This window comes from uncultured Ruegeria sp. (assembly GCF_947497005.1).
Classification (GTDB): Bacteria; Pseudomonadota; Alphaproteobacteria; order Rhodobacterales; family Rhodobacteraceae; genus Ruegeria.
In genome coordinates this window covers 132831-147259 of record NZ_CANMFF010000009.1, presented here as the reverse complement: position 1 = coordinate 147259, position 14429 = coordinate 132831, and the positions used below count along the sequence as shown (strand labels likewise).

The 14429-nt window shown below is 58.4% G+C and carries 18 protein-coding genes; 9 read left to right on the top strand and 9 right to left on the bottom strand.

The window, feature by feature from the left end:
• The first annotated feature begins 94 nt into the window (after window positions 1-94).
• The 3 genes from nth to Q0816_RS14540 are packed head-to-tail and all read left to right on the top strand — an operon-like array spanning window position 95 to window position 2206.
• Entirely contained in the window at window positions 95-739 is a 645-nt protein-coding gene (nth, locus tag Q0816_RS14550; protein ID WP_298851842.1) for an endonuclease III, read from the top strand.
• Window positions 736-1725 (top strand): adenosine kinase, encoded by a 990-nt coding sequence (locus Q0816_RS14545; RefSeq protein ID WP_298851840.1) that lies wholly within the window; start codon window positions 736-738, stop codon window positions 1723-1725. Before nth ends, Q0816_RS14545 begins: the two co-directional genes overlap by 4 nt.
• A 28-nt stretch (window positions 1726-1753) precedes the next feature.
• Window positions 1754-2206: a hypothetical protein gene (locus tag Q0816_RS14540; protein WP_298851838.1), complete on the top strand. Its 453-nt coding sequence runs from the start codon at window positions 1754-1756 to the stop codon at window positions 2204-2206.
• Window positions 2207-2236: 30 nt separating this feature from the next.
• On the opposite strand, the gene Q0816_RS14535 is transcribed toward Q0816_RS14540, so the two are convergent.
• The 3 genes from Q0816_RS14535 to Q0816_RS14525 form a co-directional block, all read right to left on the bottom strand.
• Window positions 2237-3076 carry a DUF547 domain-containing protein gene (locus Q0816_RS14535; protein WP_298851836.1) on the bottom strand — a complete coding sequence of 280 codons (840 nt, stop codon included), beginning with the start codon at window positions 3074-3076 and terminating at the stop codon, window positions 2237-2239.
• Window positions 3073-4446, bottom strand: a complete 1374-nt coding sequence (locus tag Q0816_RS14530; protein WP_298851833.1) for a radical SAM protein — start codon at window positions 4444-4446, stop codon at window positions 3073-3075. Before Q0816_RS14530 ends, Q0816_RS14535 begins: the two co-directional genes overlap by 4 nt.
• A 91-nt stretch (window positions 4447-4537) precedes the next feature.
• Window positions 4538-5026, bottom strand: coding sequence for an RNA pyrophosphohydrolase (locus Q0816_RS14525; protein WP_298851832.1), 489 nt, complete (start codon window positions 5024-5026; stop codon window positions 4538-4540).
• Between the two features lie 137 nt (window positions 5027-5163).
• Here Q0816_RS14525 and Q0816_RS14520 point away from each other — a divergent pair, with 137 nt between their 5' ends.
• The 3 genes from Q0816_RS14520 to Q0816_RS14510 all read left to right on the top strand — a co-directional run bounded on the left by Q0816_RS14520 (window position 5164) and on the right by Q0816_RS14510 (window position 7916).
• Window positions 5164-7191: an NADPH-dependent 2,4-dienoyl-CoA reductase gene (locus tag Q0816_RS14520; protein WP_298851830.1), complete on the top strand. Its 2028-nt coding sequence runs from the start codon at window positions 5164-5166 to the stop codon at window positions 7189-7191.
• A gap of 189 nt (window positions 7192-7380) precedes the next feature.
• Window positions 7381-7542 (top strand): hypothetical protein, encoded by a 162-nt coding sequence (locus Q0816_RS14515; RefSeq protein ID WP_298851828.1) that lies wholly within the window; start codon window positions 7381-7383, stop codon window positions 7540-7542.
• Entirely contained in the window at window positions 7539-7916 is a 378-nt protein-coding gene (locus Q0816_RS14510) for a hypothetical protein (RefSeq protein WP_298851826.1), read from the top strand. Before Q0816_RS14515 ends, Q0816_RS14510 begins: the two co-directional genes overlap by 4 nt.
• Window positions 7917-7940: 24 nt before the next feature.
• Here Q0816_RS14510 and Q0816_RS14505 read toward each other — a convergent pair whose 3' ends face one another.
• Complete coding sequence (locus tag Q0816_RS14505) at window positions 7941-8381, bottom strand: DUF4399 domain-containing protein (protein ID WP_298851824.1); 441 nt, start codon at window positions 8379-8381, stop codon at window positions 7941-7943.
• Window positions 8382-8608: 227 nt separating this feature from the next.
• Between Q0816_RS14505 and Q0816_RS14500 the strand changes: the two genes are divergently transcribed.
• Window positions 8609-9514 (top strand): LysR family transcriptional regulator, encoded by a 906-nt coding sequence (locus Q0816_RS14500; protein ID WP_298851822.1) that lies wholly within the window; start codon window positions 8609-8611, stop codon window positions 9512-9514.
• A gap of 79 nt (window positions 9515-9593) precedes the next feature.
• Here Q0816_RS14500 and Q0816_RS14495 read toward each other — a convergent pair whose 3' ends face one another.
• Genes Q0816_RS14495 through Q0816_RS14480 form a run of 4 tightly spaced genes read right to left on the bottom strand, consistent with a single transcriptional unit; the run spans window position 9594 to window position 12510 of the window.
• Window positions 9594-10496, bottom strand: coding sequence for an OmpA family protein (locus tag Q0816_RS14495; RefSeq protein WP_298851820.1), 903 nt, complete (start codon window positions 10494-10496; stop codon window positions 9594-9596).
• On the bottom strand, window positions 10493-11065 hold the full coding sequence (locus tag Q0816_RS14490) for a peroxidase-related enzyme (protein WP_298851818.1): 573 nt from the start codon (window positions 11063-11065) through the stop codon (window positions 10493-10495). The genes Q0816_RS14495 and Q0816_RS14490 overlap by 4 nt, the downstream gene beginning before the upstream one ends.
• 15 nt (window positions 11066-11080) lie before the next feature.
• On the bottom strand, window positions 11081-11791 hold the full coding sequence (locus Q0816_RS14485) for a GNAT family N-acetyltransferase (protein WP_298851815.1): 711 nt from the start codon (window positions 11789-11791) through the stop codon (window positions 11081-11083).
• Window positions 11788-12510, bottom strand: a complete 723-nt coding sequence (locus tag Q0816_RS14480) for a molybdopterin-binding protein (protein WP_298851813.1) — start codon at window positions 12508-12510, stop codon at window positions 11788-11790. Before Q0816_RS14480 ends, Q0816_RS14485 begins: the two co-directional genes overlap by 4 nt.
• Before the next feature lie 50 nt (window positions 12511-12560).
• On the opposite strand from Q0816_RS14480, the gene sfsA reads away from it, so the two are divergent.
• Entirely contained in the window at window positions 12561-13262 is a 702-nt protein-coding gene (sfsA, locus tag Q0816_RS14475) for a DNA/RNA nuclease SfsA (RefSeq protein WP_298851811.1), read from the top strand.
• Window positions 13263-13437: 175 nt separating this feature from the next.
• Window positions 13438-14250, top strand: a complete 813-nt coding sequence (map, locus tag Q0816_RS14470) for a type I methionyl aminopeptidase (protein WP_298851808.1) — start codon at window positions 13438-13440, stop codon at window positions 14248-14250.
• Here map and Q0816_RS14465 read toward each other — a convergent pair.
• A complete protein-coding gene (locus Q0816_RS14465) occupies window positions 14238-14417 on the bottom strand; it encodes a hypothetical protein (RefSeq protein ID WP_298851807.1) in 180 nt (59 codons plus the stop codon). The genes map and Q0816_RS14465 overlap by 13 nt on opposite strands.
• Between the last annotated feature and the right edge of the window lie 12 nt (window positions 14418-14429).

Sequence of the window (14429 nt, the reverse complement as noted above, 5' to 3'; positions counted from 1 at the left end):
AAACCATAGCGCGCGGGCCACGCGCTCGCGACCCGGAACTTGCGCATTGGCTTTGGGCTTGTGTCACGGCCCGGTGGACGGCATTAAGGCCCGGATGGCAAAACAACTCGATTATCACACGATCCGCGAGATCTTTACACGCTTTCAAGAGGCCGACCCCGAACCCAAGGGCGAGCTGGAGCATGTGAACGTCTATACTCTGGTCGTCGCCGTAGCGCTTTCGGCGCAGGCGACCGATGCGGGTGTCAACAAAGCGACGCGCGAGCTGTTTCAGATCGCCGACACGCCGCAAAAGATGCTGGATCTGGGTGAAGAAGGCCTGATCGAGCATATCAAGACCATCGGCCTGTTCCGCCAGAAGGCAAAAAACGTCATCAAGCTCAGCCGTATTCTGGTCGAAGACTATGACGGTGAGGTGCCCAATTCCCGTACCGCCCTGCAATCGCTTCCGGGTGTGGGCCGCAAGACGGCCAATGTGGTTTTGAACATGTGGTGGCGGCAACCGGCACAGGCGGTGGACACACATATTTTTCGCGTTGGTAACCGTACCGGCATCTGCCCCGGCAAAGACGTGGACTCGGTCGAGCGCGCCATCGAAGACAACATTCCTGCAGACTTTCAACTTCATGCGCATCACTGGCTGATCCTGCATGGCCGGTACCATTGCAAGGCGCGCAAGCCACAATGCCCGACCTGCATCATCCGTGATCTCTGTCAATTCGAGGACAAAACCTTATGAAGACTTACCAACTGACCGGCATCGGAAATGCCGTAGTGGACGTGATTTCCCAGGCCGATGACAGTTTCCTGGAACTGATGGGCATCGAAAAGGGCATCATGCAGTTGATCGAACAGGAACGCGGTGAGGTGCTTTACGCCTCGATGGAAAGCCGGGTTCAGACGCCGGGCGGATCTGTTGCCAACACCATTGCCGGCGCTGGTGCGTTGGGTCTGGATGCTGCATTCATCGGTCGCGTGCATGATGACGCGCTGGGCCGGTTCTACGCGGACGCGATGAATGAAGATGGCGTAGATTTCGTGAACCCGCCTGTTCCGGGTGGTGAACTGCCGACTTCGCGTTCAATGATCTTTGTCTCGCCCGATGGTGAGCGGTCGATGAACACCTATCTGGGCATTTCCTCAGAGCTGTCGTCTGAGGATGTGTCCGATGACGTCGCTGGAAACAGTCAGATCATGTTCCTTGAAGGCTATCTGTTCGACAAGGAAAAGGGCAAGGCCGCGTTTCTTGAGGCCGCCCGCGCCTGCCATAAGGGCGGCGGCAAGGCAGGCATCGCCATTTCCGACCCGTTCTGCGTAGAGCGTCACAGGGTCGATTTCCTGCTGCTGATCGAAAATGAGTTGGACTTCGTGATCGGCAACGAGGCCGAGATCAAGTCGCTGTTCGAAACTGACGATCTGGATGAAGCCCTGGCCAAAACCGCGGCGATCTGTCCGCTGGTGGTCTGCACCCGTTCTGGCGACGGCGTGACCGTACTGAACGGCGACGCCCGCATTGATGTGCCGGTCGAAAAGGTTGTGCCCGTTGATGCAACAGGCGCAGGTGACCAATTCGCGGCAGGCTTCCTGTTTGGCATGGCCACGGGCCGCGATTACGAGACCTGTGCCAAGATCGGCAATGTCTGCGCCCGCGAAGTCATCAGCCATATCGGCCCGCGGCCCGAAGCGAACATGCAGGAATTGCTGCGTGCCGAAGGGTTGCTGTGAGCGCGAAGAACAGAAAGGGTATCGAGTTATGAGGAAGAAATTCTGCGTTCTTTTCTTACTCGGTGCCCTACCCGGACACGGCTTGGCCGACATGAAAGGCGGGCCGTGCCAAAACTGGAACCAAAGCGAAGCGGACCCCTATTGTGCTTCGTTTTTGGACTGGTTGCCGCAATATCGCGCGGATTTTGAAATCATCGAAGTCGAAGGCCGGTATTCTACCAATTGCTCAGTTGCGGACGGCGTGGAGATTTCCGGTTTGGGTGATAATGAACAGTTTGAGTTAACGTATCAGGGTCAACGCATCGCGGATGCAGACACAGCTTACACATATTATGGCAAACAAAACCCACCGGTCACTTTTGTGATCGGGATATTGTCCAACGAACTACCTCATTATTTCACGGTCAACGCTGATCAGGGTGGCTTTTATCTTCTGGAAGACATTGAGAACGGCCGCCGCCTGTCGCGCTGCGCTGAGTAGATATCAACCCTGGAACCTACTTTTGGCCGATCATGATCCAGCCCCCGCATCGTTCAGAGCCCAGTTGTATCGATAGGCTCTGACGCGCGGATTTTCCATGAGCCGTGCTTTCAGGTCCGGCTCTGACGCTTGAGCGATGGACGCAATCACGGCCTTTTCGCTGTCACCGAAATCTCCGCGGAACCAGATATAGATCTTTGACAGGATCAGCCGCCCGCGATCATCAAACCGCGCCCCGCGCGGATCGTTTACATAGGCGCGTTCAGCCGCAGCGAAATCTTCCTCAAGCGTGTTGCCTTGCCATGCCCGATCCATCAGATTCGGACAACCGACGGCAGCACAGTTCAGGGCATAGTGGATGCGGGGTTCGTCAAAGGTGGGGCGGATGATGCGGTGTTCGATGTCATTCAATGTCAGGTCCTGCCCGGCCACCTGCGCCAGTGGGCGATCCCAGGGGCCAAAAGACAAAGGGCCGTCGGTGATATCACGGATCGAGGCAACAGGGTAATTGTCCAGAACCACACCCAGTGTCAGCGCATTATACAGGTTGATCCAATAGGCCAAGTGCTGCCGTCTGGTCAGCATGGCCGGGTCAACTGATTGCAGATCATTCAAGTATGCGTCCAGCCGGGTTCGATCTGCTTGCGTCACCTGTACATAGGCCACCCGGTTCACACCCTGAGCGTCGGGCGAGACATAGCGTGAAAGAAACGCACTCCAATCACTGTGGTCCACCTTTGTGCCGGGAGGGTTGGCTGCCCGCGTCAGAGCCTGATTTTGCAACGGGTTCGGCGCGGGCAGAGCCAGGCGCTCGACACTGGCGCAGGCCGTCAGTAATGACAGCATCAGCGCTGCTATCATGTATCTCATGACGCGTCCTTCCGGTTTCGGTGTCGGGCTTTGAGTTGCCCCTTAAGCCGCTTGATCGGTGCCAGATCAAGGTCGCCCAGCCCCGGCATGTCGGCGTGATCGGACAAGTTGCGGCTCGCGGCGTTCCACCATTGCGGCCCTGCCGGACCATCCAGCCTGTCCGATGCCTGCAGATGGCGGTCCCGCTCGGCATTGTGAACACACATCGACAGCGGACCGTTTGCGGTTGCGACCATGAACACGCATGAGGCGCAGCGGTCTGCCTCCAACGCATCAGCGGACATGAAGTTGTGGATGAAGATGGCCTGCCGCCGCAATCGCCCACGTAACAGACCCGTGCCCAGCCTTAGCGTACACGCGAGCAGATGCGCCGCTGCGCGCAGGGCCAGCAGAGGGCGCCGCAGAACCAGTCGCAAAACAGAGGCCCGGATATCGAGATGTGCCTCGCGCCCGTCTTCGACCTGTTCCAGTGCACCAATCACACGCTGAACAAGGTGGTGGTTCGACAGAACCGAAACCGCCCGCCCCCCGGCAGTCAGGACGCCGGCATAGCGATTGCAACGGGAATGACCAACTGCAGCAGCATCAAAGTGCAGAGGTGTTTCATACCCGGCCTCCACTGCCCGGATCACACTGTCCTGCGTGATCGTATCTGGCCGCGCCCGCAGAAAACCCCGCCCTGTATCGGCCTGCATCTGGAATGAAACGAAGGCGACCTCGGGTTGGTCTCGGAAAAATCGGGCAAGGTCAGGAAGGTCGGAAACGTTGCCTTCGAAAACGGTTGTGTTGAAAAGGACGCGCAGCCCAAGGCCCTGCGCTCGGTCGATATACTTCCGGCGTACACGGTTCAGTTCGACCTCAGAGTGGAACCCGGAGCGTTCCTGCGTCATGTCCACGTGAAAGGCCACGTCGTCCAGCCCGGCTGCCGCCAGACGGGTCAGGAACGCGCGGCTGGCACGGATACCGTTAGTCATCAGGCAGGATCGCATGCCAAACCGCCGGATTTCCCGGCACAAAACTTCTAGGTCCTCGACCTTGCGCAGGGTCGGATCGCCACCGGTCAACTGAACCGAGACACCTTCGCCATAATGGCTTTGGATCGTGACCAGTCGCGCCAGCAGAACTGAAAGAGGCGGGTCATAGGTCATCTCGGCCCGATCCGAGAGATAGCAGAGCGTGCAATCCAGATTGCAGCGCTGGGTCACCTCCAGCGCCACACACGCAACAGGATAAAACCGCCCCGCCGTCTGGCCTGCGCCATATTCACCGCAGCCTTGCAGCCCGTCACGCAGCGGGGCGCGTCGGTCGGTTCCGGTGAACCTGCGGCCAGCGGGGGCCAGTATCGGAATATCGTGCGTACTGTCCTTCATGGGCACCAAGCTAGAGATGCCCGCAGTGTCAAACCACGCCCCCTCACGGCAACGTGCGGTTCAGCGAGCCAGCAGTGAAATCTGAAGGGGCTTACCGGCCAAGATGGTCGGCGAATGCGGCGACGACCTTTTCATACACATCCCGTTTGAAAGGCACGATTTCATCGATCAGGCGCGCAGGGTCCTGCCATTTCCAGCGGGTGAATTCGGGATGCTGGGTTTCAATGTCGACCTGATCGTCCCGGCCTGTGAAGCGCAGCAAGTACCATTTCTGCTCTTGCCCGCGATAGCGGCCCTTCCAGATCTTGGGCACGATGTCATGGGGCAGATCGTAGGCCAGCCAGCCGTCTGTTTCGGTCACGATCTCGACCAGATCGGCGGTAACGCCGGTTTCTTCCCACAGCTCACGCAGGGCGGCATCGCGCGGGTCTTCGCCCTTGTCCACGCCGCCCTGAGGCATTTGCCAGGCGTTCTTGTGGCGATCATTGCGCTGGCCCACGAAAATCTTGCCCTCGGCATTCATCAGCATCAGCCCGACACAGGGGCGATAGGGCAATTTGGCGATTTCTTCGGGGGTCATGCTCGGCCTCATCGGGTTGTTCCGCCCACCTCTAGCAATCGTCGGTGCCACAGCAAAGGGGGTGACGTGGGGTTTCGCGTGACAAAGTTGACGCGAACGTCAATCTAACACGCAAATTCGGGAGGGAGAGTTTCGCCATGACTGCGTACCCAAACATGCTGGCTCCGCTGGATCTGGGCTTTACCACGCTGAAGAACCGCGTGCTGATGGGCTCGATGCATACGGGGCTTGAGGAAACCGGTGATTGGAACCGGGTGGCCGAGTTCTATGCTGACCGGGCGCGCGGTGGCGTGGCGTTGATGGTGACGGGCGGGATTGGCCCGAACCTTGAGGGTTCGGTTTTGCCGGGTGCGTCGATGATGACCAACGACAAAGAGGTTGCGAAACATTCCATCGTCACACAGCGGGTGCATGAAGCGGGCGGTAAAATCGCCATGCAGATCCTGCATGCAGGCCGCTATGCCTATGGTCCAAAATGTGTGGCACCCAGCCCGGTGAAATCCCCGATCTCTCCGTTTCCACCCAATGAGCTGGACGAAGACGGTATCGAAAAGCAGATCGGCGATATCGTCAACGCGGCTGTTCTGGCGCAGAAGGCGGGCTATGACGGGGTCGAGATCATGGGCTCCGAGGGATATTTCCTGAACCAATTCATCGTGACCCACACCAACAAGCGCACAGACCGCTGGGGTGGGTCCTATGAAAACCGTATACGTCTGCCGATTGAGGTGGTGCGCCGGACACGCGAGGCCGTTGGCACCGATTTCATCATCATCTACCGGCTGTCGATGATCGATCTGGTGCCCAACGGCTCGACCCACGACGAGGTCGTGCAACTGGCACAAGAGATCGAAAAGGCCGGGGCCACGATCATCAACACCGGCATCGGCTGGCACGAGGCACGGATTCCGACCATTGCCACCAGCGTCCCGCGTGCGGCGTTTGCATGGGTGACGAAAAAGCTGATGGGCAAGGTGTCGATACCCGTCATCACGTCGAACCGGATCAACACGCCAGAGGTGGCCGAAGAGGTTCTGGCAACCGGTTGCGCCGACATGGTATCTCTGGCGCGCCCGATGCTGGCCGATGCGGATTTCGTGAACAAGGCGATTTCAGGCGATGCCGCCAAAATCGCGCCCTGTATCGCCTGCAATCAGGCCTGCCTGGACCATACATTCAGCGGCAAGCTGACCACATGTTTGGTCAACCCGCGTGCGTGCAATGAATCCGAGTTCGTGATTTCCAAGGCTGAGACGGTAAAGAAAGTGGCAATTGTCGGCGCAGGCCCGGCAGGTCTGTCGACGGCAATGACAGCCGCCCAGCGCGGCCATGACGTAACCCTGTTCGACCGCGCCAGCGCAGTGGGCGGTCAGTTGAACATGGCAAAACAGGTGCCGGGAAAAGAAGAGTTCTGGGGGTTGGTCGACTGGTACCGCACAATGATCGACGATCTGGGCGTGAAGGTGGAGTTGAACCGTAACATCGGCGCTGATGACCTGATTGGCTTTGACGAGGTGGTCATCGCCACCGGCGTCATCCCGCGTGATCCGCAAATCCCAGGGCAGGATCGGGATAACGTGCTGAGTTACATCGACGTGCTGCGCGACAAGGCCGATGTCGGTAAATCCGCCGCCGTGATCGGCGCGGGCGGTATCGGTTTTGACGTCTCCGAGTTCTTGCTGGAGGACGGTCACAGCGCCACGACTGACCTGCCGCTTTGGATGAAAGAATGGGGTGTGACGGATCCGTCCGAGCACCGATCGGGGTTGGCGCCTGAAGGGCCGCAACCAGCTGCCCCCGCACGTCAGGTTACATTGCTGCAGCGCAAGAAACAGGCGCATGGCAAGGGGCTGGGCAAGACCACCGGCTGGATTCATCGTGCAGCGCTGAAGATGAAGGACGTCAATTTCGTTGGTGGCGTGAACTATGAGCGCATCGACGATGACGGTCTGCATGTCAGCTTTGGTGAAGAGCGTGCAGACCCGACTGTTATCCCTGCAGACACGATTGTGCTGTGTGCAGGCCAGGTGTCAGAGCGCTCGCTGGCGGATGCACTGATCGAACGCGGCATCACTCCGCACGTGATCGGCGGTGCGGATGTGGCGGCAGAGCTGGACGCCAAACGCGCGATCAATCAAGGGACGCGTCTGGCGGCTACGTTCTGACCCAACGACCCCAATTTGCACCAAGGGAAGCCGTCTCGAAAGAGGCGGCTTTATTTGGTGTTGCTTGACACTTAATGTACTTACGTACATATATAACATATGAGTCTAAAGTTAGAACGCACCCAGACAGGAATTCGAATCGAAAAGCGCCTGCTGAAAGTCCTCAAAGGGTTGGCGGAGTCGCTGGACATGACCCTTGGTGATCTGATCGAGGGCATCGCCCTGCACAGCTTTGAAAACAAACCGGCGTTTTCCGAGGAAACGTTGGAAAAAATCAAACAGCTCAAAAATGTCTATGACCTCGACTGGACTGCCGAGGACAGTCACCGTTTCAAGGAGGACGGAGAATGAACGCCGATATCACCAATGCGTTTGAGGCACACGCCATCGACAACACGACGTTCGGACATGTCGAGCATGTGCAGGTCGCATACGATCTGTTGCGCAAATATGATTTCATCGATGCGGCCACGATATACGCCAAGGGAATCCGCACGCTTGCGGCCAAGGCGGGCGCCCCGGACAAGTTCAATCTGACGATCACTTACGCCTTCATGAGTCTGATCGCAGAGCGTCTGGCATATACTCAAACCGACGACTTTGAGAGATTCACACAGGGAAATCCCGATTTGATGGCCAACACCGTGCTTGACCAATGGTATACAAAGGAACGGCTGAATTCAGCGCTGGCACGGGGCGTTTTCCTATTGCCCGCCGCCGCATAGATTCGACGAAGATGTGGGCACGGACTACTCGACCGTAATCGTGATCACCTTGGATACGATCGGAGTGGCGTGTGGCACGTGCCCCGCGTCGCCCAGAACCAGTTGCAACGTATGCTGACCAGGGGGCAGATCCAGCGTTACCTCGGTCTGGCCACCGCCAAAATGCATGTGGCTTTCGTCGGACGGCAGGCCATAGGCCAGCTCATCCGGGCCATCCTCGCCCTCGCCCAGCGGGGGACGGTCGATCAGCAGATGGTGGTGGCCGGTGTTTTCCTTCTCGGTCCCGGCAGGGGCAACGCCCATGCCGCTGAGGCCAAAGACGACCGTGACAGGTGATTGTACGGTGTCACCATCGGACAGGTTGACGAAATAGACCTTTGCGTCAGGATTCGATGGCGTCTCTCCTCCGGCCTGTGCAACGCCGACCGATAGGCAAAGAGCAGCAATGGCGAAAAAGGTCTTCATGATCTCCTCCCTTGTCACAAAAAAGCCATTCTCAATTTAACAGCTTAGCGCGATTGACTGAAAAACACAGCATCACAAGGTCTGACGCTAGATTGGAAACCACTGTTTCTGCGTTTCTCATACGCAAACGATCCGATTCAAATCCCTGATATTATCCCATGTCTGCCGCGTTTCCGCCCAGATTCAGCGCCATAGTCAGGACGGAAATCAAGATCTGGGGAACGAGTATGGACCGACTGACCGAAATGGAAGCCTTCGCCAATGTGGTGGACCAGGGTGGCTTCACCGACGCGGCCAAAAAGATGGGCATCTCCAAGTCAGCCGTGTCCAAACACGTCTCGAGCCTCGAAGCGCGGCTGGGGGCGCGGCTGTTGAATCGTACCACGCGCCGGGTGTCACCAACGGAAATCGGTTTGGCGTATTATGACCGGGCGCGTCGCGTTCTGAATGACGCGGGTGAGGCGGATTCACTGGTAACGTCCATGCAATCGGCTCCGTCTGGTCTTTTGCGCATCAGTGTTGCCACGGATTTCGGCGTCAATCATCTGTCGCCCGTCCTGTCCGAATTTCTCGCGGCCTTCCCAGACATCACCGTGAACATGGTACTGAACAACCGTTATGTCGAACTGATTTCCGAAGGATTTGACGTGGCCGTGCGCATTGGCGAGCTGGAAGACAGTACGCTACGTGCACGCAAATTGACCGAAACGGTCAAACGCATGGTAGCAGCGCCCAGCTATATTGAAAGATTTGGCCGTCCACAAAAGATCGACGATCTGAACGAACACAAGCTGCTGCACTATTCCAGCCAGTCTTCGGGCAATGTCTGGAAGCTGACCGCACCGTCCGGTGAAAAGCGTCAGGTGCGCACTGCGGGCTGGCTAAGCGTGAATGACGGGCAATCCCTGCTGAACGCGGCCGTTTCCGGCCTTGGGATCGCCTATCTGCCAAGTTACCTTTATGCTGAGGCCCTGCAAGCGGGGTTGGTTGTCGATGCTATGCCGTCCCTGCCGGACGAGGTTCAGGGCATTTACGCCGTCTACCCGCCAGGCCGTTTCACACAACCCAAAGTACGCGCTTTCATTGATTTCCTCGTCGACGCCTTCCACGAGAAGGGTCCGATGGACTGGTAATTTCTCCCTGAAGACCTCCCTGTGGCCCGCATGTAAAAGTGCGGGTCTTTTTTTTGCCCTGCCACCCGGCTTTGCAAGTTCAATTGACCAGCAAAACCGCTTCGACACGGCGGTTCAGGTCGCGCCCTTCGGGCGTTGCGTTCGACGTGATCGGAGACAGATAGCCCACGCCCTGCGCTTCGATGCGGTCTGAGGCCACGCCATGCGCATCGATCAGGCGGGTTCGTACCGCCTCGGCCCGGCTTTTGCTGACCGCAATATTTGCCTGTAGCGCGCCGGTATCATCTGTATGCCCCACCAGCGCCAGCCTCGCGTTCGGATTATCGGCCAGATATCCGGCCAACAGGGTCAGCGAGCCAAACGGACCCTCGCCCAATGCGACTTCACCTGACGGAAAATGAAGGTCGTCCAGGATTACGTGGCCTGTTGTCGTCAGAGCGTCCAGCACCCCCACCGCACCCTCCACCGCCTGCTCGACCACCACGGGATCCGGGTCCGGCGCATCCTGAGGCGTCACCCGAATCATCTGGACATAGCCGTCCGGAGAGTTGCGGCTGACCAGCAGGCTAAGAGCAACTGGCCCTTTGGTAGCCGATAAAAACCGGTAATCCTGAATGGCAACGTACATGTCCGGGGTTGGCACAACCTCGGTGCCAAAGCGGAAGTCGAACCCACCACAAGCCCGCGCGTCGCATTCGAACAGAATCTTGTACCCCTGCGCCTCAATCTGATCCCGCAGCGGGGCGAGAAGCTGCAAGGTCGTGCTGGACCCCGCCTGAAGCCGCCACGTATAGCGCTCAACCCGGCCTTCGAACATGTCAGCAGGCACTGAGCCATTCGCATACGGGCCTGTCGGCAGATCATAACTGTCCAGCGGCGAGGTTCGGTCGCTGATTTGTCGGGCACTGGCTGGCAAGGTCAGGTCCTGCGCCAGAACCGGTCCTGTCAAAAGCAAAGCAAAAAGGGCAGCTGGTCGGATCATCGAAACTGCGCGTGATATTCTTCGTTGGGCACCATTGCGGTTGCGCTGGCCACCCGGTTGGACATGTTGAAAAACCCGGTGACATTGGCAATGTCCCAGATGTCGCGGTCGGTGAATCCCACGTCACGCAAGCTCTGGCGGTCGGGCTCTTCGATTTCGGCGCTGGCTGTGGTCATCTTGGCGGCAAAGTCCAGCATCTCCCGTTGACGAGGTTCCAGCGGCGCGACGCGATAGTTCATCACCAGCATCTCACCCAGTTGCGGATTGCCCGAGAGCTGCCGCACCGCCGCACCATGCGCGACCAGGCAGTAGAAACACTTGTTGATCGACGAGACGACCACGGCGATCATCTCACGCTCCAACTTGGACAATCCGCTGTCAGCCAGCATCAGATCGTTATACATCGCGGCGAAAGCGTTCAGCTTATCTATATCGAACGCGTTGGCTTTCAGCACATTCGGAATCATGCCCAGTTTTTCGACGCAGATATCAAAGTACTTCTGCGTTTCCGGCGGCAGTGGATCAACCATGGGCAGGTTCAGCGCGGTAGGCATGTCTTTTTGTGTCACGGAGGCCTCTTCGGTTCAGACAAGGTGACGGTAATGGTATTCGCCCGCGATCTCCATCCCGAGGGCGCGATAAAGACCATTGGCGCCCTCATTGGCTTTTGTGCAGATCACGCTGAGGCTTTGAGCGCCGTTGTCGCGCGCCCAGATCGCAGCGGCACGCATCGTCCAATGGCCCAATCCATGACGGCGGTGCTCGGGCAGGATTTCAAGTGCGTGGACCATTGCAACCTCACCATGCATCGCCACGAAGGCCACTCCGCTGGGTTTGTCATTGTGGCGCAACAATAGGCTGGTTTTAGGCCCCTTGGCACGCTGCATCACCGCCAGCCGCTCGGGTCCGATACCGGCAGTTGCCCAGATTTCACGCATGATCTCAAGTGGTTCCCAGACAGAAAAAACCATGACCGGAGGGATCGGTTGATCTGCCAGTTGAACGGCAGGGCAAACGTAAATGTTGACCGGATCCAGAATATCATACCCCCGGAGAGCCAACTGCGCATCCAGGGCCTCATCCCCCGGTCGCAGACAGAAGATGCTGTTCTGCCCCATGGCCTGCATCGCGGCCTCGGCAGCGTCGATGTCCGCGTCGGTCGCCGTGGATAGCGCGCTGGCGGCAGAGACGCGCGATCCTCCACCCTGCCCTGCGCGCAATTGAAACGGGCCAAGCGTCTCATACCCCGCTGCAGGCCAGGTGCCATCGACAATATCCGCCCAGTTGAGGCTCAAAGCTCAAGCTCTTTCGCCAATCGGGTTGTGGCGGCGTCAATTCGTCCACCATCAGTACCGCGCACGACCACGTTGGCGCCAAAGGCACCGTTGATCTGGAACGGATAGCAGCCAATGGAAAGCTCGCTGAAATCCTCGGCCAGTGTGGACAGAATTGCCGCGATATCACCCTCACCGCGATCCACGCGCAACGTTTGCGACAGCAGGGGGCTGCCACCTGTCAAGGTTGGCAGGACGCTGGCCACCATTGCCTGAAAAACCGACGGTACTCCGGCCATCACATGCACATTTGAAATGGTGAACCCCGGCGCGGTCGAGACCGGGTTGTCGATCAGCGCCGCACCATCCGGAATGCGCGCCATGCGTAGGCGGGCCGCGTTAAGTTCCAGCCCGGATTTGTCGTAGTGCGCTTGCAACAGCGCACGCGCGTCGTCGCGCACGTCAATCGGTGTGTCAAAAGCACGGGCGATGCAATCGGCGGTGATATCATCATGGGTCGGACCGATACCGCCGCTGGTGAAGACGTTGTCATAAGTGAGGGACAGCGCTTTGACTGTTGTTTCGATGGCGGGGGCGTCATCGCTGACAATACGAACCTCTTTCAGGTCGATGCCGTGTTTTGCCAGCTCCTGTGCCAGAAAATGCATATTCGCATCGCGGGTTCGGCCCGACAGGATTTCATCCCCGATCACCAGCATTGCTGCGGTTGGATTGGCCATGGCGCTCTCCCCTCTTGATCGTCCGTAGGGGCAGGTATAGGCCGTCACCCATGCGTTTTGAAACCCCTCTTGTCCCCGCCCGCCTGATCCGTCGCTACAAACGCTTTCTGGCCGATTGCACGCTTGAAGATGGGCGAGAGGTTACCGCCCATTGCGCCAATCCGGGGTCGATGATGGGGCTGGCTGAGCCGGGCGAAAAGATCTGGCTGGAACCCAACGATGATCCGAAGAAAAAGCTGAAATTTGGCTGGCGGCTGGTCGATCACGAGAACGGGCATTTTACCGGCGTCGATACCTCGGTCCCGAACCGGGCGCTGCGCGCCGCATTGGAAGCAGGTGAGATTCCCGAGTTTGCCGCCTATGACACCGTCCGGCCCGAAGTAAAGTACGGCGAAAACAGCCGCATCGATTTCCTGTTGACCGGGCCGGACCTGCCGGATGCCTATGTCGAAGTCAAAAGCGTGACCCTGTCCCGCCAATCCGGTCTGGCCGAGTTTCCCGACAGTGTCACAGCCCGCGGCACCAAGCATCTGGGCGAGCTGGCGACAATGGCGGCACAAGGTCATCGGGCGATCATGCTGTATCTTGTGCAACGGACGGATTGTGCCCGGTTTGCGTTGGCTGCAGATATTGATCCGGTTTACGCGGCAGCATTTGAAGCTGCGCAAGCTCGGGGTGTTGAACGGTTGATTTACGGGACGCGCATTTCGCCGGGGGGTATTTGCGTGGCTGATGCACGACTGGCCGACTGAGTAGGAATTCAGCAGGCCCGGCCTCGTTTGACGCTAAGGTTTTGCAGCCCTTGAACTTGGCTCTGTAAATGCCATTTTCTTTCGTTGAATCGCCCCGCGACCCCGCACCCTCTGGAACTTTCTGCACAAGCAGCGTAAAAGGAATGCTGCGCGCAACATTTGGAGCTTAGCGTCGATGAAAGAGCATCGTGGCCGCCTGACGAAGGACGGCATTCGCATCTATGAACAGGGTGACTTTGCCGGGATGCACGCGGCGGGCGCTTTGGCGGCGCGGATTCTGGATGATATCGCCGGGCATGTCTTTCCCGGCCAGTCCACCGGCGTGATTGACGGGCTGATCACGCAGATGGTCGAAGACGCAGGCGCAACCTCGGCCACCATTGGCTACAAGGGCTATCAGCACGCGAGCTGTATCAGTGTGAACCATGTGGTCTGCCATGGCATTCCGGGCGACAAAAAGCTGAAGGATGGCGACATCCTGAACATCGACGTGACCGTCATCGTCGATGGCTGGTTCGGCGACACCTCGCGCATGTACGTGGCGGGAAAACTGCCGCGCAAGGCCGAGCGTCTGATTCAAGTGACCCATGACGCGCTGTTCAAGGGCATCGATATGGTCAAGCCAGGTAACACCTTTGGCGATATCGGCCACGCCATTCAGGCCTATGTCGAAGCACATCGGATGAGCGTTGTACGTGATTTCTGCGGCCACGGTCTGGGCCGCGTGTTCCACGCGCCGCCAAACGTGCTGCATTATGGCCGACCCGGCACCGGTGCAGTTCTGGAAGAGGGTATGTTCTTTACCATCGAGCCGATGGTCAATCTGGGCCGACCCGAGACCAAGACGCTGGCTGATGACTGGACAGCCGTGACCCGCGATAAATCGCTGTCGGCTCAGTTCGAGCATTCGGTGGGTGTAACCGCCGATGGGGTCGAGATCTTTACCTTGTCACCCGGCGGAAAATACCATCCGACCTATTCCTCCTGATCGGCAGCCTGTTCGCGCAGGAGCTTCAGCAGCATCGTTTCGGCACCCCACGGCGTGACCGCGTCGTGGATGAACACGGGCGAACGCATAGGTTTGAACTCGGGTCCCGTTTTGACCTCGGCATCGCTGGAAAACGTCCAGACAAAAGGTGTCAGGGTGCGGTCCATGCATGCATCCTA

Excerpts from the sequence above, each read along its gene's own strand:
- nth (WP_298851842.1), top strand. The coding sequence starts at position 95 with ATGGCAAAACAACTCGATTATCACACGATCCGCGAGATCTTTACACGC.
- Q0816_RS14545 (WP_298851840.1), top strand. The coding sequence starts at position 736 with ATGAAGACTTACCAACTGACCGGCATCGGAAATGCCGTAGTGGACGTG.
- Q0816_RS14540 (WP_298851838.1), top strand. The coding sequence starts at position 1,754 with ATGAGGAAGAAATTCTGCGTTCTTTTCTTACTCGGTGCCCTACCCGGA.
- Q0816_RS14535 (WP_298851836.1), bottom strand. The coding sequence starts at position 3,076 with ATGAGATACATGATAGCAGCGCTGATGCTGTCATTACTGACGGCCTGC.
- Q0816_RS14530 (WP_298851833.1), bottom strand. The coding sequence starts at position 4,446 with ATGAAGGACAGTACGCACGATATTCCGATACTGGCCCCCGCTGGCCGC.
- Q0816_RS14525 (WP_298851832.1), bottom strand. The coding sequence starts at position 5,026 with ATGACCCCCGAAGAAATCGCCAAATTGCCCTATCGCCCCTGTGTCGGG.
- Q0816_RS14520 (WP_298851830.1), top strand. The coding sequence starts at position 5,164 with ATGACTGCGTACCCAAACATGCTGGCTCCGCTGGATCTGGGCTTTACC.
- Q0816_RS14515 (WP_298851828.1), top strand. The coding sequence starts at position 7,381 with ATGACCCTTGGTGATCTGATCGAGGGCATCGCCCTGCACAGCTTTGAA.
- Q0816_RS14510 (WP_298851826.1), top strand. The coding sequence starts at position 7,539 with ATGAACGCCGATATCACCAATGCGTTTGAGGCACACGCCATCGACAAC.
- Q0816_RS14505 (WP_298851824.1), bottom strand. The coding sequence starts at position 8,381 with ATGAAGACCTTTTTCGCCATTGCTGCTCTTTGCCTATCGGTCGGCGTT.
- Q0816_RS14500 (WP_298851822.1), top strand. The coding sequence starts at position 8,609 with ATGGACCGACTGACCGAAATGGAAGCCTTCGCCAATGTGGTGGACCAG.
- Q0816_RS14495 (WP_298851820.1), bottom strand. The coding sequence starts at position 10,496 with ATGATCCGACCAGCTGCCCTTTTTGCTTTGCTTTTGACAGGACCGGTT.
- Q0816_RS14480 (WP_298851813.1), bottom strand. The coding sequence starts at position 12,510 with ATGGCCAATCCAACCGCAGCAATGCTGGTGATCGGGGATGAAATCCTG.
- sfsA (WP_298851811.1), top strand. The coding sequence starts at position 12,561 with ATGCGTTTTGAAACCCCTCTTGTCCCCGCCCGCCTGATCCGTCGCTAC.
- map (WP_298851808.1), top strand. The coding sequence starts at position 13,438 with ATGAAAGAGCATCGTGGCCGCCTGACGAAGGACGGCATTCGCATCTAT.
- Q0816_RS14465 (WP_298851807.1), bottom strand. The coding sequence starts at position 14,417 with ATGGACCGCACCCTGACACCTTTTGTCTGGACGTTTTCCAGCGATGCC.